This is a genomic window from Nonomuraea maheshkhaliensis, assembly GCF_039529435.1.
Classification (GTDB): Bacteria; Actinomycetota; Actinomycetes; order Streptosporangiales; family Streptosporangiaceae; genus Nonomuraea; species Nonomuraea maheshkhaliensis.
Window position 1 is genome coordinate 1 of sequence record NZ_BAAAMU010000060.1, and the last position, 23,559, is coordinate 23,559.

General features: G+C 72.0%; 27 protein-coding genes. 17 read left to right on the forward strand and 10 right to left on the reverse strand.

Going from position 1 to position 23,559, the window contains the following annotated elements; genetic code table 11:
• Positions 1 to 1,326: sensor histidine kinase (locus tag ABFX54_RS32805; RefSeq protein ID WP_346110458.1), on the reverse strand; the 1,326-nt coding region annotated here is incomplete at its 3' end.
• A complete protein-coding gene (locus ABFX54_RS32810; RefSeq protein WP_346110459.1) occupies positions 1,323 to 2,006 on the reverse strand; it encodes a response regulator transcription factor in 684 nt (227 codons plus the stop codon). The genes ABFX54_RS32810 and ABFX54_RS32805, both read right to left, overlap by 4 nt.
• 73 nt (positions 2,007 to 2,079) lie before the next feature.
• Between ABFX54_RS32810 and ABFX54_RS32815 the strand changes: the two genes are divergently transcribed.
• From ABFX54_RS32815 to ABFX54_RS32825, 3 genes are all read left to right on the forward strand, one after another.
• On the forward strand, positions 2,080 to 2,934 hold the full coding sequence (locus ABFX54_RS32815; RefSeq protein ID WP_346110460.1) for an arylamine N-acetyltransferase family protein: 855 nt from the start codon (positions 2,080 to 2,082) through the stop codon (positions 2,932 to 2,934).
• Positions 2,935 to 2,986: 52 nt separating this feature from the next.
• Positions 2,987 to 4,078, forward strand: coding sequence for a protein kinase domain-containing protein (locus ABFX54_RS32820; RefSeq protein ID WP_346110461.1), 1,092 nt, complete (start codon positions 2,987 to 2,989; stop codon positions 4,076 to 4,078).
• A gap of 123 nt (positions 4,079 to 4,201) precedes the next feature.
• Positions 4,202 to 4,393: a hypothetical protein gene (locus ABFX54_RS32825; protein WP_346110462.1), complete on the forward strand. Its 192-nt coding sequence runs from the start codon at positions 4,202 to 4,204 to the stop codon at positions 4,391 to 4,393.
• A gap of 37 nt (positions 4,394 to 4,430) precedes the next feature.
• Here ABFX54_RS32825 and ABFX54_RS32830 read toward each other — a convergent pair whose 3' ends face one another.
• Complete coding sequence (locus tag ABFX54_RS32830) at positions 4,431 to 4,742, reverse strand: DUF3817 domain-containing protein (protein ID WP_346110463.1); 312 nt, start codon at positions 4,740 to 4,742, stop codon at positions 4,431 to 4,433.
• A 2-nt stretch (positions 4,743 to 4,744) separates the two neighbouring features.
• Complete coding sequence (locus ABFX54_RS32835) at positions 4,745 to 5,530, reverse strand: SURF1 family protein (protein ID WP_346110464.1); 786 nt, start codon at positions 5,528 to 5,530, stop codon at positions 4,745 to 4,747.
• Positions 5,531 to 5,635: 105 nt separating this feature from the next.
• Here ABFX54_RS32835 and ABFX54_RS32840 point away from each other — a divergent pair, with 105 nt between their 5' ends.
• Complete coding sequence (locus ABFX54_RS32840) at positions 5,636 to 5,809, forward strand: hypothetical protein (protein ID WP_346110465.1); 174 nt, start codon at positions 5,636 to 5,638, stop codon at positions 5,807 to 5,809.
• 161 nt (positions 5,810 to 5,970) lie between these two features.
• On the forward strand, positions 5,971 to 7,425 hold the full coding sequence (locus ABFX54_RS32845) for a flavin-containing monooxygenase (protein WP_346110466.1): 1,455 nt from the start codon (positions 5,971 to 5,973) through the stop codon (positions 7,423 to 7,425).
• On the opposite strand, the gene ABFX54_RS32850 is transcribed toward ABFX54_RS32845, so the two are convergent.
• Positions 7,415 to 9,175 carry a gamma-glutamyltransferase family protein gene (locus ABFX54_RS32850; protein ID WP_346110467.1) on the reverse strand — a complete coding sequence of 587 codons (1,761 nt, stop codon included), beginning with the start codon at positions 9,173 to 9,175 and terminating at the stop codon, positions 7,415 to 7,417. The two genes, ABFX54_RS32845 and ABFX54_RS32850, sit on opposite strands and share 11 nt — an antisense overlap.
• A 95-nt stretch (positions 9,176 to 9,270) precedes the next feature.
• On the opposite strand from ABFX54_RS32850, the gene ABFX54_RS32855 reads away from it, so the two are divergent.
• Positions 9,271 to 10,383, forward strand: a complete 1,113-nt coding sequence (locus tag ABFX54_RS32855; RefSeq protein WP_346110468.1) for a sensor histidine kinase — start codon at positions 9,271 to 9,273, stop codon at positions 10,381 to 10,383.
• On the forward strand, positions 10,380 to 11,027 hold the full coding sequence (locus ABFX54_RS32860) for a response regulator (RefSeq protein ID WP_346110469.1): 648 nt from the start codon (positions 10,380 to 10,382) through the stop codon (positions 11,025 to 11,027). The genes ABFX54_RS32855 and ABFX54_RS32860 overlap by 4 nt, the downstream gene beginning before the upstream one ends.
• 52 nt (positions 11,028 to 11,079) lie before the next feature.
• On the opposite strand, the gene ABFX54_RS32865 is transcribed toward ABFX54_RS32860, so the two are convergent.
• A complete protein-coding gene (locus tag ABFX54_RS32865) occupies positions 11,080 to 12,516 on the reverse strand; it encodes an FAD-dependent monooxygenase (protein WP_346110470.1) in 1,437 nt (478 codons plus the stop codon).
• A 52-nt stretch (positions 12,517 to 12,568) separates the two neighbouring features.
• On the opposite strand from ABFX54_RS32865, the gene ABFX54_RS32870 reads away from it, so the two are divergent.
• From ABFX54_RS32870 to ABFX54_RS32905, 8 genes are all read left to right on the forward strand, one after another.
• Positions 12,569 to 12,772, forward strand: coding sequence for a hypothetical protein (locus tag ABFX54_RS32870; RefSeq protein WP_181307187.1), 204 nt, complete (start codon positions 12,569 to 12,571; stop codon positions 12,770 to 12,772).
• 10 nt (positions 12,773 to 12,782) lie between these two features.
• Positions 12,783 to 13,238, forward strand: a complete 456-nt coding sequence (locus ABFX54_RS32875) for a Clp protease N-terminal domain-containing protein (protein WP_346110471.1) — start codon at positions 12,783 to 12,785, stop codon at positions 13,236 to 13,238.
• 46 nt (positions 13,239 to 13,284) lie between these two features.
• Entirely contained in the window at positions 13,285 to 14,049 is a 765-nt protein-coding gene (locus ABFX54_RS32880) for a class I SAM-dependent methyltransferase (RefSeq protein ID WP_346110472.1), read from the forward strand.
• Positions 14,033 to 14,404, forward strand: a complete 372-nt coding sequence (locus tag ABFX54_RS32885) for a VOC family protein (RefSeq protein WP_346110473.1) — start codon at positions 14,033 to 14,035, stop codon at positions 14,402 to 14,404. Before ABFX54_RS32880 ends, ABFX54_RS32885 begins: the two co-directional genes overlap by 17 nt.
• Before the next feature lie 204 nt (positions 14,405 to 14,608).
• Entirely contained in the window at positions 14,609 to 14,902 is a 294-nt protein-coding gene (locus tag ABFX54_RS32890; RefSeq protein WP_346110474.1) for an SHOCT domain-containing protein, read from the forward strand.
• A 113-nt stretch (positions 14,903 to 15,015) separates the two neighbouring features.
• Positions 15,016 to 15,216 (forward strand): hypothetical protein, encoded by a 201-nt coding sequence (locus ABFX54_RS32895; RefSeq protein ID WP_346110475.1) that lies wholly within the window; start codon positions 15,016 to 15,018, stop codon positions 15,214 to 15,216.
• A gap of 20 nt (positions 15,217 to 15,236) precedes the next feature.
• Positions 15,237 to 16,124: a sulfite exporter TauE/SafE family protein gene (locus ABFX54_RS32900; protein WP_346110512.1), complete on the forward strand. Its 888-nt coding sequence runs from the start codon at positions 15,237 to 15,239 to the stop codon at positions 16,122 to 16,124.
• 53 nt (positions 16,125 to 16,177) lie between these two features.
• Positions 16,178 to 17,563 (forward strand): tetratricopeptide repeat protein, encoded by a 1,386-nt coding sequence (locus ABFX54_RS32905; RefSeq protein ID WP_346110476.1) that lies wholly within the window; start codon positions 16,178 to 16,180, stop codon positions 17,561 to 17,563.
• Between the two features lie 6 nt (positions 17,564 to 17,569).
• Here ABFX54_RS32905 and ald read toward each other — a convergent pair whose 3' ends face one another.
• Positions 17,570 to 18,679, reverse strand: coding sequence for an alanine dehydrogenase (gene ald / locus ABFX54_RS32910; protein ID WP_346110477.1), 1,110 nt, complete (start codon positions 18,677 to 18,679; stop codon positions 17,570 to 17,572).
• Positions 18,680 to 18,743: 64 nt separating this feature from the next.
• Positions 18,744 to 20,126, reverse strand: a complete 1,383-nt coding sequence (locus tag ABFX54_RS32915; protein ID WP_346110478.1) for an aspartate aminotransferase family protein — start codon at positions 20,124 to 20,126, stop codon at positions 18,744 to 18,746.
• A gap of 283 nt (positions 20,127 to 20,409) precedes the next feature.
• On the opposite strand from ABFX54_RS32915, the gene ABFX54_RS32920 reads away from it, so the two are divergent.
• Positions 20,410 to 21,765, forward strand: a complete 1,356-nt coding sequence (locus tag ABFX54_RS32920; RefSeq protein WP_346110479.1) for a dipeptidase — start codon at positions 20,410 to 20,412, stop codon at positions 21,763 to 21,765.
• A 497-nt stretch (positions 21,766 to 22,262) separates the two neighbouring features.
• Here the strand turns inward: ABFX54_RS32920 and ABFX54_RS32925 are convergent, their stop codons facing one another.
• Positions 22,263 to 22,790 (reverse strand): TetR/AcrR family transcriptional regulator, encoded by a 528-nt coding sequence (locus ABFX54_RS32925; protein ID WP_346110480.1) that lies wholly within the window; start codon positions 22,788 to 22,790, stop codon positions 22,263 to 22,265.
• Between the two features lie 89 nt (positions 22,791 to 22,879).
• On the opposite strand from ABFX54_RS32925, the gene ABFX54_RS32930 reads away from it, so the two are divergent.
• Positions 22,880 to 23,287, forward strand: coding sequence for an ester cyclase (locus ABFX54_RS32930; protein ID WP_346110481.1), 408 nt, complete (start codon positions 22,880 to 22,882; stop codon positions 23,285 to 23,287).
• A 23-nt stretch (positions 23,288 to 23,310) separates the two neighbouring features.
• Here the strand turns inward: ABFX54_RS32930 and ABFX54_RS32935 are convergent, their stop codons facing one another.
• Positions 23,311 to 23,523 carry a hypothetical protein gene (locus tag ABFX54_RS32935; protein ID WP_346110482.1) on the reverse strand — a complete coding sequence of 71 codons (213 nt, stop codon included), beginning with the start codon at positions 23,521 to 23,523 and terminating at the stop codon, positions 23,311 to 23,313.
• Between the last annotated feature and the right edge of the window lie 36 nt (positions 23,524 to 23,559).

Below are 23,559 nucleotides of genomic sequence, written 5' to 3' on the forward strand. Positions count from 1 at the left end.
AGCGCCACTCCGGCCGGCCGCCGTCGCGACCTCAGCGCCCACCCCCGGGCCCGCACCCACCAGGGACGCGGCGCCGGCTGCCGGGACCTTCTCACCGGACCCACCGTCCGGCGACGCACCGGCCCCGGCGGGTTCAGGCTCACCCGCCGTCAGGACCGGACTCGCCGGTCCGCCGGACGCGGGCACCGCGTCAACCGGCTGTCCGGCCGGGTCGGGTGCGGCGGCCCCCGCCGCCGCCCCGGCCGCCTCACCGGCACCGGCGGGCACGACAGCGGCGGGCAGTGGCCGTTCCACGTCCCCCGTGTCGCGTCCACCCTCTAATGGCGCCTCAGCCATCGTCGTCCTCCCTGGTAGATCGACGACCATCCGGCAGCCCGCACAGTCCTCGATGCGAATGGATCCCCCGTGCAGCTCGACGATCTCCTTCACGATGGCCAGCCCCAGCCCGGCCCCGCCGGAGTCGGCCGCGCGCCCGGCGTCCAGCCGGGAGAAGCGTTCGAACACGCGCGCCCTGGCCGACGCCGGAATGCCGGGCCCCTGGTCGGCGACCTCCATCCGCACCGAGGCCCCCGACGCCGTGGCCCGGATGACCACCTCGCCCGAGGGCGGGCTGTGCCGTACCGCGTTGTCGAGCAGGTTCGCCAGCACCTGGGCGAGCAGGTCGGGGTCGGCCCGCACGACCAGGTCGGCCGGCACGGACGAGCGGATCACGACGTCCTCGCGCGCCAGCGACGCCTCGCGCACCGCCTGCTCGATCAGCGGCGCCAGCTCGACGGCCTCGGCCTCGATCAGGCGGGTGCCGGAGTCCAGCCGCGACAGGTCGAGCAACTGGGCGACGAGCCGGCCGAGCCGCTCGGTCTGGGCGAGCGCGGTGCGCATGGTGACGGGGTCGGGCGCGGAGACGCCGTCCACCACGTTCTCCAGCACGGCGCGCAGCCCGGTGATGGGGGTGCGCAGCTCGTGGCTGACGTTGGCGACGAGCTCGCGCCGCTGCCGGTCGACCTCGCCGAGGTCGGCCGCCATCGCGTTGAACGCCCTGGCCAGCTCCCCGACCTCGTCGCGCGAGGTGGAGTTCACGCGCAGGGTGTAGCTGCCCTTGGCGATGGTCTGGGCGGCGCTGGCCATCTGGCGCAGCGGCTTGGTCATGCCCATGGCCAGCACCTGCACCATGATCAGCGCCAGGACGACCGCGACCGCGATGCGCGTCTCGCGGGTGAGGCCCGACTGGATGCCGACCTCGTTCACCACGAACGCGGTCCCGACGGCCAGCACGATCACGATGCCGAGCTTGACCTTGATCCGGCCGAGGAAGTCGAGCGGGTTCATCGCCGGACCAGGGCGTAGCCGACGCCGTGCACCGTGCGCACGACGTCGGAGCCGAGCTTGCGGCGCAGCGCACGCACGTGGCTGTCGACGGTCCTGGTCGCCGCCGCCTCGGAGAAGCCCCACACGTCCGACAGCAGCCTGTCGCGCTCGAAGACCTGCCCGGGCCGTTCGGCCAGGCGGCGCAGCAGGTCGAACTCGGTCCTGGTGAGCTGGGCCTCCGCGCCGCCCACGAAGACGCGGCGCGCGGCGGTGTCGATCTCCACCTCGCCCACCCTGATCACGGTGTCCTCGGCCGCGAGCTGGGCCGCGCGCTCCACCCGGCGCAGCAACGCGTGGATCCTGGCCACCAGCTCGCGCATGCTGAACGGCTTGGTCAGGTAGTCGTCGGCCCCGACCCCGAGCCCGACGAGCACGTCGGTCTCCTCCCCCAGCGCGGTCAGCATGAGCACGGGCACGGGCTTGGCGGCCTGCATCCTGCGGCACACCTCCAGCCCGTCCATGCCGGGCAACAGCCGGTCGAGGATCACCAGATCCGGTTCCGCGCTGCCGTACTGAACGAGGGCGTCCTGCCCGTCGCCGGCCACCCTGACGTCGAAGCCCTCGGCGGCCAGCCTGTTCCGTACGGCGAGCGCGATGGTCACGTCGTCCTCGACCACGAGAATGCGTCGCTGCTCTGCCACGTACGAAAGACTACGAGTGCCCTGTGCAGACGACACTCCCCGATTCGTGCACAATCCGTGCAGACTTGGCGGCGTGAACACCGCCGGATACCTCCGCCGTCTCGGCCTGCCCGCGCTGCTCGGCGCTCCCGCGAGCGCGGAGGGGCTGCGCGCCCTGCACGCCGCCCACATCGAAAAGGTCTCCTACGAAGCGCTGGAGATCTGGCTCGGCCGGGCCACTACCGTCGATCCGCTGGAGTCGGCCGAGCGCATCCTGCGTGGCAGGGGCGGCTACTGCTACCACCTCAACGGCGCCTTCTCCGAGCTGCTCGCGGCCCTCGGCTACGAGGTGACCCGGCACGTGGGCGGCGTGCAGAACCGGGGCGGCGAGCCCGGCGTCACCGGCAACCACCTGGTGCTCACCGTGCGCGGGCTGCCGTCGGAGGCCAACCCTGGCGGCGCGTGGCTGGTGGACGTGGGCCTCGGCGACGCCCTGCACGAGCCGCTGCCGCTGGTCGCGGGCGGCTACCGGCAGGGCCCGTTCCAGTACGCGCTGCGCCCGTCGGAGGTGGCGCCCGGCGGCTGGCGGCTCGACCACGACCCGGGCGGCTCGTTCGAGGGCATGGACTTCACCCTCGAACCGGCGCGGATGTCTGCGTTCGCGGACATGCACCGCCACCTGACCACGTCGCCGGCCTCGGGGTTCGTGCGCGTGGCCACGGTGCAGCGGCGCGACGCCTACGGCGTGGACGTCCTGCGCGGGCTGCGGCTCAAGCGTCTCGGGAACGGCACGCAGTCGGTGACGCTGTGCACGTCGCGCGACTACTACGCGGCGCTGGCGGACGTGTTCCTGCTGCCGCTGGACGACGTGAGCGCCGAGGAGAAGGACGAGCTCTGGCGCAAGGTGCGCGCGGCCCACGAGAGCTGGTTGAAGAGCGGTTCGGATTGACGGCTCAGGCCCATGGTCATGAGGCGGTCGCGGCGCTATCGTGCGACTCGGAATGGCTGATGAGACCAGGAAGCTGAACGGTCGCTACCGGCTGTTGAATCCCTTGGGGGCGGGATCCGTACGGCTGGCCTTCGACGAGACGGAACACCGCGACGTCGCGGTCAGGCGCCTGCGGGTGCCCCCTGAGCTGCGCGAGGCCGCGCTGCACGAGGCGCGCAGGGCCACCGCGCTGCGCCACGCCTTCGTCGTGCGGGTGCTCGACGTGCTGGTCGAGGACGGCGAGCCGTGGCTGGTGATGGAGTTCGTCTCGGGGGCGTCGCTGGAGCAGACCGTCCGCTCGCGGCGTCCGCTGCCCGTCCCGCAGGCGGCCAGGATCGGCGTGTGCGTCCTGTCGGCGCTGACCGCGGCGCACGCGGCGGGGATCGTGCACGGCCGGGTCGATCCCGGCAACGTGCTGCTCACCGCGACCGGCCGGGCGCTGCTCACGGGGTTCGGCTTTCCCAGTCTCAGCATGCTGCCCTCCGCGGACCTGTGGTCGCTGGCGGCCACGCTGCACTTCGCGGTCGAGGGCCGCCCGCCGGGCCAGGCGCCCACCGAGGCGGCCGACCCGTTCAGGTCGCTGGTCAGGGCGATGCTCCGGCCGTCGAAAGGCTCGTCAGGGAGCTCGGGGCCGCCGCCGGCGGAGGTGGTGCGCGAGACGCTGGAGCGGCTGGCGGTGGACCGGCCGCTGGACGCGGTGGTCAGGGCGTCGGGCCCGCTGCCGCCCGGCCAGGTGGCCGCGATCGGCCTGGCCGTGCTCGACCGGCTCGCCGACTGGGGCGGCTTCCACGGCGGCGTGCAGCCGGGGAACGTGCTCATCGACGTCTGGGGCCGGGCCCGGCTGACGCCGCTGCCGGGGCCGGGAACGCTCCCGGCGTACACGGCTCCCGAGCGGGCCGCCACCCAGGCCGCCGATCTGTGGTCGCTCGGGGCCACCCTCTTCACCGCCGTCGAGGGCGCGGCGCCCGCGCCGGGCGCGCCGCTGCGGCGGGCGGGCCCGCTGGCTCCCGTGCTGTTCCGGCTCCTGTCGGGCAACCCGTTGGAACGTCCCACACTGGACGAACTCCGCCGCGACCTGCTCAGGATCGCCGCGGGAAACGCTTGACCTCCGGCACAACAATTGCGATACATCGCGAACGGAACCTCAGCGACGGGTTCACACGTTGGACAGAGGACGCAGAATGTGGGAGAGGCGGGGCGCGCGCTCCGCGTTCGGAGGAAGTTGAGGATGTCGCCAGTTCAGAAGTACGCCATCGGCGCGGGCGTCGCGTTCCTGTTCTCGCTGTTCTTCTTGCCCGGTTGGGTCACCTTGCTGGTCGTCCTCGGCCTGGTCGCCGCCCCGGTGGTCGGCTACCTGATGCTCGATCCGTCGCAGCGCGAGCGGCTCAAGCGGGCCCGCAGGCGCGGCATCGGCCGCTGAGGCTCCGGCGGCGGGGGCCCGGCCAGGGTGAACACGGTCAGACCTCCGCCGCGGCCAGCGCCGTCTGCACGCGCTGGGTCACCCTTCGCTCCACGTAGAAGGACAGGAACGGCACCGTGCCGCCGAGCATGACACCGAGCATGTACGGCCACGACCAGCGTGCCTTCATGCCCAGATTCATCACCGTGACCAGGTAGATCATGTAGAGCCCGCCGTGGATCGGGGCGATGATCTTCGACATGGCCGGCTGGTCGAAGCCGTAGCGCAGCACCATGCCCACGCAGAGCACGAGCAGCATGACGCCGACCACGTACGCGAGTGCCCGGAAGGGCTTCAGAGCCGATTCCACCGTTAACCTTCCAGAACCATCTCAGGGGACGACTTGCCGCGGTCCCGATCCGCGCGCACGGCGTCGCGGACGAAGTGGAACCACATGAAGACGGCGAATCCAGCGAAGATCCACCAGTTGGCGGCATAAGCCAGATTACGCCAGGTGAATGTGCCTCCGACCACCGGCGGGCTCGCCTGGACCTGCGCCAGCGAGCCGGAGGCCGGCTGCGCCACGACATAGCCGGTGCGCACCCGCTGCCCGCTCCACAGGTTGACCAGCTCGCCCGTGGACACGGTCTGCACCTGGCCGGCGGGCAGGCCCTCGGCGCGCCGCTGCACGCTGTCGGTGCCCTGCTGCGGCCGCAGCCGCCCGGTCACCGCGACCTTCCCCTGCGGCACGGCGGCCACGGCGGGGTCGTCGGCCTCGGCCGTCCAGCCGCGTACGACCGGCACGAGCGTGCCGTCGTCGAGCCGCAGCGGCGTGAGCACCCAGTAGCCCTCGTCGCGCGAGACGTTGCCGCCGGGGGCGTCGGCGTCGGGCTTGCGGTCGGCGACCAGGAGCTGCCGATCGGCCTCGTAGACGCCCTGCGCGCTGACCCTGCGGCCGACCGCCTCGCCGGTCATCTGGGTGCCGACCCCGGCGAGGGTGGCGACCGCGACAGGCGCGGGATCGGTGGCCGCCTGAGGCTTTCCCGAATCTTGGAAGACGCCGAGCTGCCAGCGCCCGAGCAGGATGAAGGCGATGAGGACCCCGATCGTGAGCAGGTGCAGCCCCAGGATGCGGGGTGAGAGCAGGGTCCTCAGCATGCCTTCAACGTATCCGCCGGGCAGGGCGGTCTGCCAATCAGGCCATGCCTACGGATCACACCAAAAGGCACAAACGGAACAGGCGATCACGCTAGGCTGCTGCCCATGTCTGACCAGCATATTGACCCGGCGGGCAACACCCAGGCCTTCCGCGCGTTCGCGAACGCGCGCGAGCAGGAAGCCGTTGCCAAGCCCAAGAAGTCGCCCCTCATCCCCATCATCGCGGTCGTCGTCGCGGTCGTGATCGTCGGCGTAGCCGCCTTCCTGCTGCTCCAGTAGTCAGCCGACAGCATCACCCGCCGCGGAGGCCGTGGCGGGTTTTCGTCGTTCCCGGGCGTGGCGCGGTTGAAGGCGTGACGGGTATCACTCTGGACCAGGACGGGCGGCGCTTCTTACATTGGATAAGGCGTCCAATAAGCGCACGACCCTCAGGAGGACCCGTGGGCGAGCCAGGACTGGTGATCGTCGGCTCCGGCTTCGCCGGCATCTGCATGGCCGTCAAGCTCAAGGAGGCCGGCTACCACGACTTCGTCATCCTGGAGAAGGCCGCCGAGCTGGGCGGCACCTGGCGGGACAACACCTATCCCGGCTGCGCGTGCGACGTGCCGTCGCACATGTACTCGTACTCGTACGAGCTGAATCCGGACTGGTCGCGGATGTTCGCGCCACGCGAGGAGATCCAGGACTACCTGCGCGCCTGCGCCGCCAAATACGGCATCACCCCGCACCTCCGCTTCGGCAAGGACGTCGTCGCGCTGGAGTACGACGACGGCCGCCGCGGCTGGACGGTCACCACGCGGGACGGCGAGGTCCTGCGCACCAACGCGGTCGTCTCGGGGATAGGCGCCCTCCATATCCCGAAATTTCCGGAAATTGTGGGGCGTGAGTCCTTCACCGGCCCCGCCTTCCACTCCGCCGAATGGGACCACTCCGCGGACCTGACCGGCAAACGCGTCGCCGTCGTCGGCACCGGCGCCTCCGCCGTCCAGTTCGTCCCCCAACTGGCCCCCGACGCCCGCCACCTGACCGTCTTCCAGCGCACGCCGCCCTGGATCCACCCCAAGCCCGACTTCGCCTTCTCCCCCGCCGCCCGCCGCCTCCTGCGCCTGCCCGGCGCGGCCAGGACCCTGCGCGGCGGAATCTACTGGGCCCTGGAGAGCAGGGCGCTGGGCTTCGCCGTGGACCCGCGCCTGATGAAGGGCCACGAACGCCTCGCCCTGCGCCACCTGGAAGCCCAGGTGGCCGACCCCGTCCTGCGCCGCGCCCTCACCCCCGACTACGTGATCGGCTGCAAGCGCATCCTCGTCTCCAGCGACTACTATCCGGCCCTGACCAGGCCGAACGTCTCACTGGTCACCGACGCGATCACCGAGATCCGGCCGCGTTCGATCGTGGACGCCGCCGGGGTGGAGCACGAGGCCGACGCGATCGTCTACGGCACCGGCTTCAAGGTGGTGGACGCGCTCACCGACCGGCACATCACCGGCAGGGACGGGCTGAGCGTCCAGGACGCCTGGAAGGGCGGCGTGGAGGCGTACCACGGCATCACGGCCGCCGGCTTCCCCAACCTGTTCTTCCTGCTCGGCCCCAACACCGGCCTCGGGCACACCTCGGTCGTGTTCATGATCGAGTCTCAGGTCAGGTACGTCATCGAATGCCTGCGCCTGCTCTCCCGCACCGGGGCCAGGGCCCTGGACGTGCGGCCGCGGGCGCAGCGCCACTACAACGACCGGCTGCGGGCCCGGCTCGACCCCCTGGTCTGGAGCGCGGGCGGCTGCAGGTCCTGGTATCTGGACGAGCACGGCGTGAACCGGACGCTCTGGCCGGGCTTCACCTTCGAGTACTGGGCGCGTACGCGGAGGGTGAAGCCCGGCGCCTACGAGCTCATCTTCTAGGCGAGACCACCAGCGCGCTGCCGCCGCCGCGCCTGGTCGGCTCGGCCACGGCCTGGATCCGGTCCCGGCTCAGGAACTCCAGCGCGGTGGCCGCGCCGATCTCCGGGTTGGGCGCGAACGTGTGCCCCTTGGCCTCCAGCTCCGCCTGGTGCGCGGCCAGGAACGCCGGCTCGGCCTGCGTCTGCGCGGTGTTGCGCTGCGTGGCGCGCGGCGCGGCCAGCGCTTCTGGCAGGTTCATCCCGAGCTCGTACCGGTTGACCAGGATCTGCAGCACGGTCGTGATGATGGTGGAGCCGCCCGGCGAGCCGGCCGCCAGCACCGGCCTGCCGTGCTGGAAGACCAGCGTCGGCGACATGGACGAGCGCGGCCGCTTGCCGGGCGCCGGCAGGTTCGGGTCACCGGGCGCCGGGCCGAAGGTGAAGTCGGTCAGCTCGTTGTTGAGCAGCACCCCGCGCCCCGGCACCACGATGCCGTTGCCGCCGGTGGACTCGATGGTCAGGTTGTAGGCGATCACGTTGCCCCAGCGGTCGGCGACCACCAGGTGGGTGGTCTCCGGGCCCTCCTGCGCGGGCGGGGCCGCCTCGCCGGTCGGCCGGTCGCAGCCCTCGTAGGAGCCGTCGGGGTTGCCCGCCGCGGCCGGGTGGGCCATGGCCGTGTCGCCGACCAGGCAGGCCCGCTCCTTGGCGAAGCCGTCGGACAGCAGCTCCCTCAGCGGCACGCCGGGGATGTCGCCGACGTACTTGCCGCGGTCGGCGAAGGCCAGCCGGGACGCCTCCAGGTATTCGTGCAGCCCGACCTGCGGCAGGGCCTCCAGGATGTTGAGCGCCTCGCTCACCGTGGAGCCGCCCGAGGAGGGCGGGGCCATGCCGTACACGTCCATGCCCTTGTAGGAGATCCTGGTCGGCTCGCGGAACAGCGCCCGGTAGGCGCGCAGGTCGGACAGCTCCATCAGACCAGGGCGCACATTACGGGTGCTGCCCGGGGTGACCGGCGGGTTCTTGACCGTGGCCACGATCTCCTGGCCGAGCCGGCCGCCGTACAGCCATTCGGGGCCGCGCTTGCCGAGCTCGCGGTACGTGGCCGCCAGCTCAGGGTTCCTGAAGACCGAGCCGACCGGCGGCGGGGCCCCGTTCGGCAGGTACAGCTTGGCGGTGGAGGTGATGTCCTTGAACCGGTCGGCGTTCTGGGCGGTCTGATCGTGGAACGTCTGATCGACCACGAAGCCCTTGGAGGCCACCTCGATGGCCGGCTGGAGCGCCTGCTTGAGGGACATCGTCCCGAACCGGCGCAGGCCCAGGTCCCAGTTCGCGACCGTGCCGGGCACGCCCGCCGACAGGCCGCTGGTCACGCCCTCGTCGAACGGGATGCCCTCCAGCGTGGTGGCGGTCATGGCGCGCGGCGCGGTCTCGCGGCCGTCGATGGTGAAGACCTTCCGCTGCCTGGCGTCGTAGTAGACCATGAAGCCGCCGCCGGCCAGGCCCGACGAGTACGGCTCCGTGACGCCGAGCACCGCGCCTGCGGCGACGGCGGCGTCCATGGCGTTGCCGCCCTTCCTGAGCACGGAGATGGCGGCCTTGCTGGCGTCGAGGTCGACGGTGGCGACGGCTCCGCCGTACCCCTCGGCCACGGGGACCTTCTGCTGATGGTGCTGCTGCTGAGGATGCTGCTGCTGTGGAGGCCCGGCCAGCGCGACCTGCGCGGGCACGAGCGAAAGGAGAACTGCTGCTGCGGGAATGAGCACACGGCGCATGGTCTTCACCTTGGACCACATACGCCCGTCGTGGTAGGGCCCCCTCACACGCAGGGGTGATGCGCTGGTCACAGGGGTGATCTAGCGTGGATGGGGTGCGCAGGAAGTACGGTTTCGATCCTTATCTCGCCCTGATCGTGGCGGTCGCCCAGATGGTGGTCGCCAGGGGTGCCAGCTGGGGGCAGCGCGCGTTCCGTGAGCCGCTCGAAGGCCCGTACCCGCACCTCCTGCTGCTGGTCGGCCCGCTCGCGCTGCTCGTGCACCGCCGCTTCCCGCTGCTCACCACGGCCGCCGCGCTCGGCGCGTGCGACCTGTTCCTGATCGGCGGGTACGCCTACGGCCCCAGCTTCATCAGCCCGGCGGTCATGCTGTTCCTGCTGGTCACGCGGGGCAAGCGGTGGATGGCCTGGTTCATGGCGTTGATGACGCTGCTGTCGTTCCTGTCCTACGCCTGGCTGGTGGGCCGCCCCGACCTCTTCCACAGCGTGTGGGTCCTGACCGCGATCATGCTGCTGATGGTGGTCGGCGAGCTGGTCAGGATCGTCCGCGAGCGGCGCATGGAGCAGGAGCGGATCGCCGAGGAGGAGGCCAGGCGGCAGGCCAGCGAGGAGCGCCTGACCATGGCCCAGGAGCTGCACGACGTGCTCGCGCACAACATCTCGCTCATCCACGTGCAGGCCTCCACCGCGCTCCACCTCATCGACGCCAACCCCGAGCAGGCCAGGACCGCGCTGGCCACGATCAAGACGGCCTCCAAGGAGGTGCTCGGCGAGATGCGCTCGGTGCTGAACGTGCTGCGCGAGGGCGCTCCGCGCTCCCCGACCGCCGGGCTCGACCGGCTCGACGAGCTCATCGAGCGCTCCGGGCTCCAGGTGTCGCTCAAACGCGTGGGCTCCCGGCCGCTGCCGCCGCAGGTGGAACGGGCGGCGTACCGGATCGTGCAGGAGTCGCTCACCAACGCCGCTCGCTACGCGCCCGGCTCCGAGGTCGGGGTGCGCCTGGAGTACGGCGAGCGCGAGCTGGTCGTCCAGGTCTCCGACACGGGCGCCACCGCCCCCGCCGTCCTGGCCGAGGCCGGCAGCGGCAACGGCATCCCCGGCATGCGCGAGCGGGCCTCCGCGCTTGGCGGCACGCTGGTCGCCGGCCCTTCCGGCGGCGGCTTCCAGGTCGAGGCCCGGCTGCCACTACCCGACGAGGAGACCTCATGATCAACGTTCTGCTGGCGGACGACCAGGCGCTGGTCCGGGCGGGATTCAAGGCGCTGCTCGACGCCCAGCCGGACATGACCGTGGTGGCCGAGGCGTCCGACGGCGCGGAGGCCGTCCGGCTGGCGGGCGAGCACCGGCCCGACGTCGTGCTCATGGACATCCGCATGCCCGGCACCGACGGCCTGACCGCCACCCGGCAGATGCCGCCGGGGCCGCACATCATCATCCTGACCACGTTCGAGCTGGACGAGTACGTCTTCGAGGCGCTGCGCGGCGGCGCCAGCGGCTTCCTGGTCAAGGACACCGAGCCGGCGGAGCTGATTCAGGCGGTGCGGGTGGTGGCGGCCGGTGAGGCGCTGCTGTCGCCCAGCGTGACCCGCCGGCTGATCGCCGAGTACGCCTCCCGCGCCAAGGAGCCGGTCGCCGCCGACGGCCTCGACCAGCTCACAGAACGCGAGCGCGAGGTGCTGGCCTTGGTCGGCACCGGGATGACGAACGACGAGATCGCGGCCAAGCTGTTCATGTCGCCGGCCACGGCGAAGACGCACGTGAGCCGGGCCATGATGAAACTGCACGCCCGCGACCGGGCCCAGCTCGTCGTCATCGCCTACGAGTCGGGCCTGGTCAAACCCGGCTGGCTCTGACCGCCGGCCATCGTGGGGTGGCGGGCCACCACGCGACGGCCGGGCGGGGCCGCTACGGGACCGCGGCGAGGCCGAACCAGCCGCGGGCGGCCTCCTCGACGCCGTCCGCCCCCGCCCAGGCCACGTAGCCGTCGGGGCGGATCAGCAGCGTGTCGGCGGGCGGGTCGTCGCAGCGGGCCCTGACCACGTCGATCCAGTCGTCGCCCAGCAGCGCCTCGGAGCCGGCGCCGCCGCCCAGGTCGAGCAGCACGGGACGGGCCGCGCGCATCAGCTCGGCCACCCGGCCACCTCCCTCCAGCGCCAGATCGGGCACGAACCGCCCGACGACTCCCCCGCCGCTCGATCCGTACCGGACGCCCGAGTCGTGCAGCAGCGTCGCGAGGTGGCGGGCGGGCTCGGCGAAGGCGAACACCTCGCCGAGCAGCTCGCGCAGCGCCTCGCCGTCCTCGCCCTCGACCCGGTCGATCGCCGACTGCGCCCGGCTGTGCATGAGCGTGCGCTCGCCGATCGCCCGGCGCTCCACCTCATACGTGTCCAGCAACGACTCCCGCACCCGCCCGCGCAGCACGGCGGCCAGCTTCCAGCCGAGGTTGACCGCGTCCGTCATGCCGACGTTGAGCGCCGAGCCGCCCGCGGGGAACAGGTGGGCGGCGTCCCCCGCCAGGAACACCCGCCCGGCCCGGTACCGCTCGGCCAGCCGCCCCTGCGCGACCGTGCTCGACATCCAGATGGGCTCGCCCAGCGGCACGTCCACGCCCAGCACGTCGCGGACGGCCGCGCGGAAGTCCGCCAGGCTCACCTCCTCCCCGGGGTGCCGGCCGGGCGCCCGTACGCCGGCGATGAGCACGCCGTCCTGCAGCGAGGTGAGCAGCACGCGCCCGTTCGGCCGGCGGTTCCAGCCCGGTTCGAGCCCTTCGCCCTCCAGCGACTCGAAGACCTTGATGTCAGCCTTGAAGTGGCCGAACAGCAGCCCCTCCGCCTCGGTGGTGCCGGGGAAGCCGATCCCGGCCCGCTCGCGGACCACGCTGCGCGCCCCGTCGCAGCCGACCACGTACCGGGCCCTGATCGGCCCGTCACCGGTGCCGAGCGTCACCCCCTCCTCGTCCTGGGAGAGGTCGCGCACCTCGCAGCCTCTCCTGATCTCGACGCCGAGCTCCCGCGCCCGGTCGGCCAGCAGCCGCTCCAGCCGGGGCTGCTGGATCAGCAGCAGCCGCAGCGGGATGTCGTCGATCCCGTCGAACCGCAGCGGCACCGCCCCGAACGGGAACCCGGGCGCCCGGCCCGAGAACGGGCTGCCCGCGCTGAAGCGATCGAGCAGCCCTCTGTGGTCGAGCAACTCGACGATCTGCCCGCCGAGCCCGTTGGCCTTGGGCAGCTCGCTCGCCCCGGCCCTCTTCTCCAGCACGATCGGGCGGGCTCCGGCCAGGCTCAGCTCGCACGCGAGCATCAGCCCCACCGGGCCCGCCCCCACGATCAGCACATCTTCCATGCCCGTCAGGCTAGATTGACAAAATCGCGCTTGTCAATCTAGCCTGACAAGCGTGGACGTAACAGAGCTGTCCGAGCGGATCAGGGCCAACGACCCGGCGATGGGCCTGCGGGCGGTCGGCGCGCTGCACCGGCTGGCCGAGCAGGTCGAGGCCGTCTCCGTGGCCGTGGCCAGAGAGCAGGGCTGGACCTGGGAGCAGATCGGCGACGCGCTCGGCATGTCACGGCAGTCGGTGCACGCCAAATACGGCAAGTGAGGGGATGACGATGTTCGGCAAAGACAAGAGCCCCGTATCGGTGATCATCAAGGGCGCGCTGAAGGAGGCCCAGCAGCGCGGCGACCGCCGGATGGGCACCGAGCACCTGTTGCTCGGCCTGCTCCACCACGAGGAGTCCGCTCGCGCGCTGGGCGTCGACCTCGCCGCCGGCCGCGCGGCGCTCGTCGAGCTCGACCGGGCCTCGCTGCGCATGCTCGGCCTGGAGGTGGGCGACCTGCCCGAGCGGCCGCGCAAGCATCCGCGCGTCCCCGGCACGGCGCTCACGTCGAGCGCGCGCGCCGTGCTCAACGAGGCCATCAGGGCCACCACGATGAAGACGAGAGACGCGCAGGCGCCGCGTCACCTGATGCTCGGGCTGCTGGAGCAGAAGCGGCCCGACCCGGCCGCGCAGCTCATCGACCAGCTCGGGATCGACCGGGCGGCCATACGCAGCCGTATCGCTTGACGAAATTTGGTTGATCAGCGGGCCCGGCTGTTGAGAAGGTCGAGAGATGCGGCGCACGTACGAAGACCTCGTCCAGGAGGCCGACAGCGTATCCGTGGACGGCTGGGACTTCTCCTGGCTCGACGGGCGGGCCAGCGAGGAGCGTCCCTCCTGGGGCTACTCCCGGCTGATCGGCGAGCGCATGGCGGGGGCCAGGGCCGCGCTCGACATCCAGACCGGCGGCGGCGAGATCCTGGCCGGCCTGCCCTCCCTGCCGCCGGTGACCGTGGCCACCGAGGGCTGGCCGCCCAACCTCAGGCTGGCCGCCTCCCGGCTGCGCCCGCGCGGCGCCTGGGTGGTCGCGAGCGACGAGGACGCCCGCCTGCCGTTCGCCGCCGGCACCTTCGACCTGGTGACCAGCCGCCATCCGGTGAAGACCTGGTGGCAGGAGATCGCCCGCGTGCTGGAGCCCGGCGGCACCTACCTGTCCCAGCAGGTCGGGCCGCGCAGCGTGGCCGAGCTGTACGAATACTTCCTCGGGCCCCGGGGCGCGGGCGAGCGTCAGCCCGACGACGCCGTGGCCGAGGCGGAGGCCGCCGGCCTTGAGGTCGTCGACCTGCGCTACGAGCGGCTGCGGATGGAGTTCCGCGACATCGGGGCGGTCGTCTACTTCCTGCGGAAGGTGATCTGGACCGTGCCCGGGTTCTCGGTCGAGCGCTACGCCGACCGGCTGCGCGAGCTGCACGAGCTGATCGAGGCGGAAGGTCCGTTCGTGGCGCACTCCTCCCGGTTCCTCATCGAGGCGAGGAGGCCCGATGGCCAGGCTGCATGACGTGGTGGTCGACTGCCGGCATCCCGCCTCGCTGGCCCGGTTCTGGGCCGAGGCGCTCGACGGCTACGCGGTGGCGCCGTACGACGAGGCGGAGCTGGAGCGGCTGCGCAGTGAGGGCGTCGACGACCCTGAGGACGACCCGACCGTGCTGGTCGAGGGCGGGTCGCCGCGACTGTGGTTCCAGCGGGTGCCCGAACGCAAGATCGTCAAGAACCGGCTCCACCTCGACCTGCGCGCCGACGACGTGGACGCCGAGCTCGACCGGCTGATCGGGCTCGGGGCCGTGCTGCTGGAGACCCACGACGACTGGGTCGTCCTGGCCGACCCCGAGGGCAACGAGTTCTGCCTGGCCTGACCTGTTCGGTTCCTCCGGCGCCCTCGCGAGAATGAGGCCACCCCCGTCGTGAGAACGAGGGGACGTGCCGCTGCCCTACCCCCGCTGTCGTACGCGCGACCCCGCCGAACACTCCGACGGGCGCAGCCACGAGAGCGCCCGTGGTGCGATTCGCCGCGCCTCCTTCCGGCGGACCCTTGAGGTACACGTCAAGGAGGAGGAGACATGAACACGATCGCCCTGCTGGTTCCGCACTGGGGTCCCGGCGTCGGCTTCTCGCCGATCTTCCCGGCCGTCTGGGGCCTGTTCTGGATCGCCGTCATCGCGCTGGCCGTCACGGGGTGGCGCAAGGGCTGGTGGGGGCCGCGCCGCGGACCCTCCGCCCACACCGCCGGCGGGCCGGTCGGCTCTCCCACCGCGTCGGCCGAGCAGATCCTGGCCGAGCGGTACGCCCGTGGCGAGATGAGCGACGACGAGTACTTCGAGAAGATGTCCGTACTGAGGGGCGGCGCCGCCTGACGCTGATGGCGGTGCGGCATAAACGTCACCTTGAGTGCGACAACTGTCACTGGTCGTACTTATGGGGCCGCGTTACGTTCCGGGTGAGGGCTTCAAGGAAGTGGGGACGACAGATGCGGTCCATCACCAAGTTCTGCGGCCAGTGCAGCTGCGGTTGCCCGGAGCTGTTCGTCGACGCCACGGCGCCCGGCGAGCGCCAGGTGATCATCGTGGACGACTTCGGTCAGCGCGTCGAAATGAGCCACGACCAGTTCGGCTCCATCGTGGAGGCCGCCAAGAGCGGGGCTCTGGACAGCCTGGCGCTCGTCCACTGAGCGGCCAGGCCGTCACACTGCTGGCGGGCGGGGTCGTCGCCGGCCTCGTCGCCGGCGCGGCCACGTGCACCGCCACGCAGGGCGGGCTCCTCATGGGGCTGGCCGACGGCCGTCACGGGCGGGACCGGGCGCTGGTGGGCTGGTTCCTGGCGGGGCGGCTGGTCTCGTACACGCTGGCGGGGGCGCTGCTCGGGCTGCTCGGCTCGGCCGTCAGCCTGCCACCCCAGGCCCGGGCGGCGCTGCTCGTCGCGGCGGGCCTCACGGTGGCCGGCTTCGCCGTCAGGCTGCTGCGGCGCGGCCACGGCGCCTGCGCCGCACCTGAGCCGTCGGCTCCGTCCCGCCGCTGCAAGGCGCCCCTGCTGGGCGCGGCCACCGTCCTGGTGCCCTGCGGGGTGACGCTCAGCGTGGAGATGCTGGCCGTCTCCAGCGGTTCGCCGCTGGCGGGGGCGGCGGCCATGGCGGGGTTCGTGGCCGGCACCGCGCCGGCGTTCGCGCTGCTCGGCTACGTGTTGCGGCGCGTCTCGCGGACCCGGCTGGCGCGGCTGGCCGGGGTCGCGGCACTCGCCGCCGGCCTCTGGACGGCCGGGAGCGGGATCAGCCTGGGCGGCTGGGCGGCCACCGCCGCCGTCCCCACTCCCTCCATGACCACGGGGGGACCGGGCGTCGTGCGGTCGGTGACCGTGTGGGCCACGCGGGAGGGTTACCGGCCCGCCATGGTGGAGGCGCGGGCGGGCGAGCCCGTCGACGTGGTCTTCAAGCTGCTCGACCGCGGCTGCACCGGGACCGTCGTGATCGGCGGGCGCGACGTCGCCGTCCCCGCCACCGTACGACTGCCGCCCCAGCCGCCCGGCCTGCTGCGGTACGTCTGCGGAATGGGGATGTACGCGGGCTTCATCAACTTCTCCTAGCGCCTTCGGCGATTACGGTTCGCGATCGGGCGATCACGTGCCACGCTGTCGCCATGTCCTGGCAAGGAGAGGCGGCGGTGCCGGCCGTACCGGCGCCGCGCGCGGGAGACGAACCCGAGCTGCTGGCAGCGGCGCAGGCCGCCGACGCGCAGGCGGCGCACCGGCTCGGCCGGCTCTACGCCCAGCACGGCGACCGCGTGGCCGCCCGGCTGTGGTGGGAGCGGGCCGCCGCGGGCGGCAGCGTCGACAGCGCCTACAACCTGGGCATCTGGCACGAGATGCACGGCAGCCTGGAGGACGCCGTCACCTGGTACGAGGCCGCGGCCAGCACCGGCGACGCCGAGGCCGCGACGAACCTGGCCACGCTCCTGCTGGAGCAGCGCGGCGACGCCGGCGCGGCCAGGGTCTGGTACGAGAGCGCGGCCGAGGCCGGCTCAAGGACGGCCGCCCGCAGGCTGGCGCTGATGTGCGAGGAGACGGGCGAGCTGGGACTGGCCCGCGAGTGGCACCGCCGGGCGGCCATCGACGGCGACGCGGCCTCCGCCCACGACTTGGGCTTCCTGGCCTACTGCGCGGGCGAGGAGGGCGAGACCGTGCACTGGTGGGAGTGCGCGGCCAGGGGCGGGCACGCCGAGTCGGCCTACTGCCTGGGCCTCTACCTGCACGCCTGCCGCGACCCCGAAGGGGCCGAGGCGTACTACCGGCTGGCGGCCAGGAGCGAGCATCCCGGCGCGGCCTCGCGGCTCGGCGGGATCGCGCTGACGCGGGGCGACCTGCGTACCGCGCGGGGCTGGTTCGAGCAGGCGGCCGGGGCGGGGCGGGCGGAGGACCAGCGGATGGCCGGGTTCGTCTGCGTGGAGCTGGGCGACACGGCGGCGGCCAGCCACTGGTTCGGCCGCGCGGCGGCCGGCGGGGACGCCGAGGCGGCCTTCAACTACGGCCTGCTGCTCATCGCCGAGTTCGGCGACCTGGCGGGCGGCCGGCACTGGTTCCGGCAGGCGGCACGGGCGGGGCACCACGGCGCCGCGGTCGAGCTGGGCGGGCTGCTGACGGTGGCCGGTGAGCACGGCGAGGCGCAGGAGTGGCTGTCGGACCCGCCGCCGCCCTCCTGGGACCGTCCGGCCGAGCCCGAGCTGACCGCAAGGGCGGAGCTGGCCGCGGCCGCCACCGCCCGAGGGGGCGGCGTCCCGCTGGTCGCGGCGGAGCTCGCCGAGGTGCTCAGCACCTGGGACATCGTGACCAGGCCGCTGCACGACCTGTCCGACGTGCTGGCGTGGCTGGCCGAGCGGAGCGGGGTGCACGAGAGCGCGGTCGAGCACCTGGCGTCCGTACGCGGCACGCTGGTGCGTCCGGGCAGCGCGCCGTGGCCGAGCCCCGGCGAGCTGCAACACGTCCTGACCACCGCCCGCGACCTGCGCCGCCGGCTCGGCCTGCACTGACCCCTGTCACACCACCTCGGCGACCGGCGTGTACGGCAGCCCGAGCGCCTGCGCGACCGGCTCGTTGGTGAGCCGCCCGTCGTGCGTGTTGAGCCCGCCCGCGAGCCCCGCGTCCGCCTTCAGCGCGGCACGCCAGCCCAGGTCGGCCAGCTTGACCGCGTACGGCAGGGTGGCGTTGGTCAGCGCGTACGTGGAGGTGTTGGCCACCGAGCCCGGCATGTTGGCCACGCAGTAGAAGACCGATTCGTGCACCTTGTACGTCGGGTCCGCGTGCGTGGTCGGGCGCGAGTCCTCGAAGCAGCCGCCCTGGTCGATGGCGATGTCCACGAGCACGGAGCCCGGCTTCATCCGCGCTACGAGGTCGTTGGAGACCAGCGTCGGGGCCTTCGCGCCGGGGATGAGCACCGCGCCGATGACCAGGTCGGCCTGGAGGACCTCCTGCTCGATCGCGTACGAGGTGGAGACCAGCGTCTTGAGCCGGCCCTGGTAGACGGCGTCGATGAAGCGCAGCCGGTCGATGTTGGTGTCGAGCACGGTCACCTCGGCGCCCATGCCGACGGCGATCTGCGCGGCGTTCAGCCCGGAGACGCCGCCGCCGATCACGACCACCTTCGCCGGCGCCACGCCGGGCACGCCGCCGGGCAGGATGCCCCTGCCGCCGTTGAAGCGCATCAGGTTGTACGCGCCCACCTGCGGCGCCAGCCGGCCGGCGACCTCCGACATCGGAGCCAGCAGCGGCAGCGAGTGGCCGACCTGCACGGTCTCGTACGCGATGGCGGTGGTCCGCGCCTCCAGCAGCGCGTCCGTGCAGGGACGGGAGGCGGCCAGGTGCAGGTACGTGAACAGCACCAGCCCCTCGCGCAGCCGGTGGTACTCCTCGGCGATGGGCTCCTTCACCTTGAGCACCATGTCGGCCTGCGCCCACACGGCGTCGGCACTGTCGAGGATCTTGGCGCCCGCGGCCAGGTATTCCTCGTCCGTGATCTGCGAGCCCAGGCCCGCGCCCCGCTGAACGGTGACGTCGTGCCCGTTGCGCACCAGCTCGTGCACGCCCGCCGGGGTGGCGGCGACACGATACTCGTGGTTTTTGACCTCGGCTGGAACGCCGATCTTCATTGCGGTGGATCCTTTCGGGAACCGGCACTCCCTCGTACCGGATTGAGGGCCGAACTAAGGGGTGTCACAGTCGCGCCCACGCTTCCGAGAGCACGCCGCGCAGTATCGAGCCGATCTCGTCGAACTCCTTCTGGCCCGCGATCAACGGCGGGGCGAGCTGGATGACGGGGTCGCCGCGGTCATCGGCGCGGCAGTACAGGCCCGCGTCGAACAGCGCCTTGGACAGGAACCCGCGCAGCAGCCGCTCGGACTCGGCGGCGTCGAAGGTCTCCTTCGTGGCCTTGTCCTTGACCAGCTCGATGCCCCAGAAGTAGCCGGCGCCGCGCACGTCGCCGACGATCGGCAGGTCGCGCAGGTCGTCGAGGGTCTGGCGGAAGACCGGCTCGTTCTTGGTCACGTGGCCGAGCAGGTCTTCGCGCTCGAAGATGTCGAGGTTGGCCAGCGCCACGGCCGAGGAGACGGGGTGGCCGCCGAAGGTGTAGCCGTGGGCGAACATGGTGTCGCCGTCCTTGAACGGCTCGAACAGCCGCTCGTGCGCGATCATGGCGCCGATGGGCGAGTAGCCGCTGGTCAGGCCCTTGGCGCAGGTGATGATGTCGGGGACGTAGTCGAACTTCTGGCCGCCGAACATGGTGCCCAGCCGGCCGAAGGCGCAGATGACCTCGTCGGAGACGAGCAGGACGTCGTACTCGTCGCAGATCTCGCGCAGGCGCTGGAAGTAGCCGTCGGGGGGCGGGAAGCAGCCGCCGGCGTTCTGCACGGGCTCGGCGAAGACGGCGGCCACCGTGTCGGGGCCCTCCATCTCGATCGCGCGGGCCACGCGGTCGGCGGCCCAGATGCCGTACTCCTCGGGCGTCATGCCCTTGACGCCGGTGATCTCGTCGGCGCGGTAGTGGTTGGTGTTGGGGACCCGGACGGATCCGGGCACCAGCGGCTCGAACATCTGCTTGAACGCCGGGATGCCGGTGATCGACAGCGCGCCCTGCGGGGTGCCGTGGTAGGCGATCTGGCGGCTGATGACCTTGTGCTTGAGCGGCTTGCCGACGAGCTTGTAGTACTGCTTGGCCAGCTTCCAGGCGGTCTCGACCGCCTCGCCGCCGCCGGTGGTGAAGAAGACGCGGTTCAGCTCGCCCGGGGTGTAGGAGGCCAGGCGCTGCGCCAGCTCGGCCGCCTTGGGGTGGGCGTAGGACCACAGCGGGAAGAACGCCAGCTCCTGAGCCTGCTTGGCGGCGGCCTCGGCCAGCTCCTGGCGACCGTGGCCCACCTGGACCACGAAGAGCCCCGCCAGACCGTCGAGGTAGCGCTTGCCGTGGATGTCGTAGACGTAGGATCCCTCGCCCCGCACGATCGTCGGGATCTCGGCGGTGTCGTAGGCGCTGTGCCTGGTGAAGTGCAACCACAGGTTGTCTTGCGCGGCCTTGAGGACGTCGTGTTCCGGCAGCGTCATGGTTATCTTCCCTCGTGTCTGAACTTCCCACAGTCTGCCTGCTCACGTGCACCTTGCCAAGCGAATCGGTCGCAGCACTATGCAAGAAAATCGAGATCCGCAGAACCCCTTTGTAACGGCAACGAAATCCGCAGGTACATTGGCCCGCATGGTCACACGCGTCCCAGCTTTGTTCCCGCCCTGTTTCCGCAGCGCAGGGCCCGTTGTGATCCAATGAGACAAACTGCTGTTAACTCGTGTGAACAGCCATGCACTGTTGAGAACGACCCCCGGGGGACCCTCCGTGACTCCTGACCAGATCGAGAGCGCCGTCTCCGCCGCGATGCCACAGGCCGTCGACGAGCTGAGACGGCTAGCCGCCATACCGTCCGTGGCCTTTCCCGGTCATCCGGAGGAGCCCGTCTTCGCCGCCGCCGCCATGACGGAGGAGCTGCTGCGCTCCACCGGGCTGCCGCGCGTGCAGCAGGTGCCCGTCGAGGGCAGCTTCCCCGCCGTCTTCGGCGAGGCTCCGGCGCCCCCCGGCATGCCCACCGTCCTGCTCTACGCGCACTACGACGTGCAGCCGGCGGGGGACCCGGCCGCATGGCGTACGCCGCCGTTCGAGCCGACGCTGATCGACGGCCGCTTGTACGGGCGGGGCTGCGCCGACGACAAGTCGGGCGTCATCTCCCACGTCACGGCGCTGCGTGCCTTCCAGGGGCGCTTCCCCGTGGGCATCAAGGTCATCATCGAGGGCCAGGAGGAATACGCCGGCGACCGGCTGGAGGCGTTCGTCGAGCGCAACCCCGACCTGCTGCGGGCCGACGCCATCGTGGTGGCCGACACCGGCAACCCGCGCGTGGGCGATCCGGCGGTCACGACGTCGCTGCGCGGCATGGCCGCGTTCACCGTCGAGGTCCGCACGCTGCGGGAGGCCGTCCACAGCGGCTCCTTCGGCGGCGCGGCGCCCGACGCGCTGGCGGCGCTGATGCGCATGCTCACCTCGCTGCACGACGACAACGGCGACATCCGGGTGCCCGGCCTGCCGCGCGGCTCCTTCCTCGGCCAGGGGCCGTCGGAGGAGGAGTTCAGGAAGACGGCCGGGGTCGTGGACGGGGTGTCGCTGGTGGGCTCCGGCTCGCTGGCCGACCGGCTCTGGTCGTCGTACGCGATCACCGTCACGGGCCTCGACGTGCCGTCGGTGTCGGGGGCGATCAACGCCGTCCAGCCCGCCGCCAGGGCGCGGGTGACCGTGCGCGTGCCTCCGGCCGGCGACCCGAAGACGACGGTGAACGCGGTCGTGGAGTTCCTGCGGCAGGTGGCGCCGTGGGGCGTGCAGGTGTCGTTCGGCGACTTCACGGTCGGCTCCGGCTTCCAGGCCGACTCGGGCGGCACGGCCCGCGCGGCGCTCAACCGGGCCATGGAGCGCGCCTTCGGCCGCCCGCCGCGTGACGTGGGTGCGGGCGGGTCGATTCCGCTGGTCAACACGCTGCTCAAGCAGTTCCCCGCGGCGGAGATCCTGCTGTTCGGCGCCGAGGACGAGGAGGCGGCCATCCACGCGCCCAACGAGCGGGTCGATCTGGAGGAACTGCGCAGGGTGGCGACCACCGAGGCGCTCTTCCTGAACGAGCTGAGCCTGCCCTCGGCCCTGGGGGTGTAGCTCCGGGCGTGCATGCGGCGTGCGGGCAGCGGCTCGGGCTCGGCGGGTGGTGCGGGGTTCGTGCGGCGCTTCAGCAGGCGTGTGGGGCGGGGAGGCGGCCGGCGAAGTAGGCCGCCGGGGCGGCGCCTATCAGGCGGCGGAACTCGGCGGCCATGTGCGACTGGTCGTAGTAGCCGCTCCAGCTCGCCACGGGCCACGTCCACGGCGGACCGGCGCTCGATCCGCTCGGCCAGCGCCGCTCCGAGCCGGGCGAGAACGCGCCGGAGATCGAAGCCGGCCTCCATCAGCGCACCCGTCAGCGCGCCCGTCGGGCCGTCCCACAGCTCCTCCAGGTCGATCACCCGGTCGACCAGCTCGTTCACCGGCACTCCGAGCAGGGGCCGGGCGGCGCCGGGGCGCAGGCGGAGTCGCAGGCAGGACGGACTGTCCTTGCGTGATCGACACAGGGGCACGATCAGGCGCATGGCCACGAACGCCTGGTCAGGGGCGCCGTCTGATCAGGCGCTCCAGTCCACGAGCGACAGCAGCCGTTCGGCCTGTGCGCGGTCCGTGGCGGTCAGGGTGATGCCTCTGACGAGCGTGAGCAGGTCGCGTACGTCCAGATCGGCTCGTACGAGACCGGCCTGCCTGGCCTCCTCCAGCAGCATCGAGGCGGCCTCGATCATGGTGCGGTGCCAGGCGGCGTGCAGGGCCGTGTCATCCGTCGCGGCCAGGGCCAGATCGCGCTTGGTGGTCAGGTGGTCCATGAACAGCCGCAGCCACGCGTGCAGCGCCTCCCCCGGAGGCCCGGCCGCCCGCAGCGACTCCGCGCTCGCCCGGAGCTGTTCTACCTCGTCGGCGTAGACGGCGGCCAGCAGGTCGGAACGGGTCGGGAAATGCCGGTACATCGTGGCGTTCCCGACCCCGGCACGGCGGGCGACCTCGTCCATCGGCGCGTCGGCGCCGCGCTCGGCGAACACGTGGGCGGCCGCGGCGAGCAGCAGGTCGCGGTTGCGCTGCGCGTCCGCCCGCAGAGGGCGTGGCATCGTTCTCCTTGCCAAATGGGGACTTCCCCGTTTAGTGTAGCGGCGACCAGAAACGGGGAATTCCCCACTTATCTGAGGAGCACATCAGGATGACGACCGCAGGAGAGGTACATCGACAGATAATCGAGCTCTACCCCCAGGTGCTCGCCACCGGGCGGATGGACGAGGCGCTCGCCCTCATCGACCCCGACGTGATCGACCACCGGGGCGGAGCCGCCGGAGACCACCACGGGCTGGGGGCGTGGCGGGAGAAGTGGGAGCTGATGAGGTCGGGAGAGACGGGCTTCCACGACCTTTCGGTCACGGTCGAGCGGAACGTCTCGGACGACGAAGTGTCATCCAACGTCTACCTCAGCCGAGGCACCCACACCGCCTCCGGCCGGCGGTACGAGGTGCGCGGGCTGGACATGATCCGCGTACGGGACGGGAGGATCGTCGAGCACTGGGCCGTCATGGACGCGGTGGCCAGACGCCACCAGCTCGGCCTCGACGCCTGACGGTCCGCATGTGGACGGCGGGATCAGTAGTCGACCGCGCGGCGATGCACCAGCCGCAGCCCCGCCTCCACCAGCGCCCAGCCCAGGCGCGTCTCCAACCCGCGGACCAGCGAGCCGCGCCCCTCAGCACGACCCTCCGCACGGCGCCGACGCCGGCACTGGCGGTGGCGCTCGGCCTCCGCCCGCAACTCCCGGCCTCTCGCCCGCTCGACATACAGATACAAGTCCGGATACATCCCTACCTCTCCTCCATAACGTTCGAGTGAGCGCGT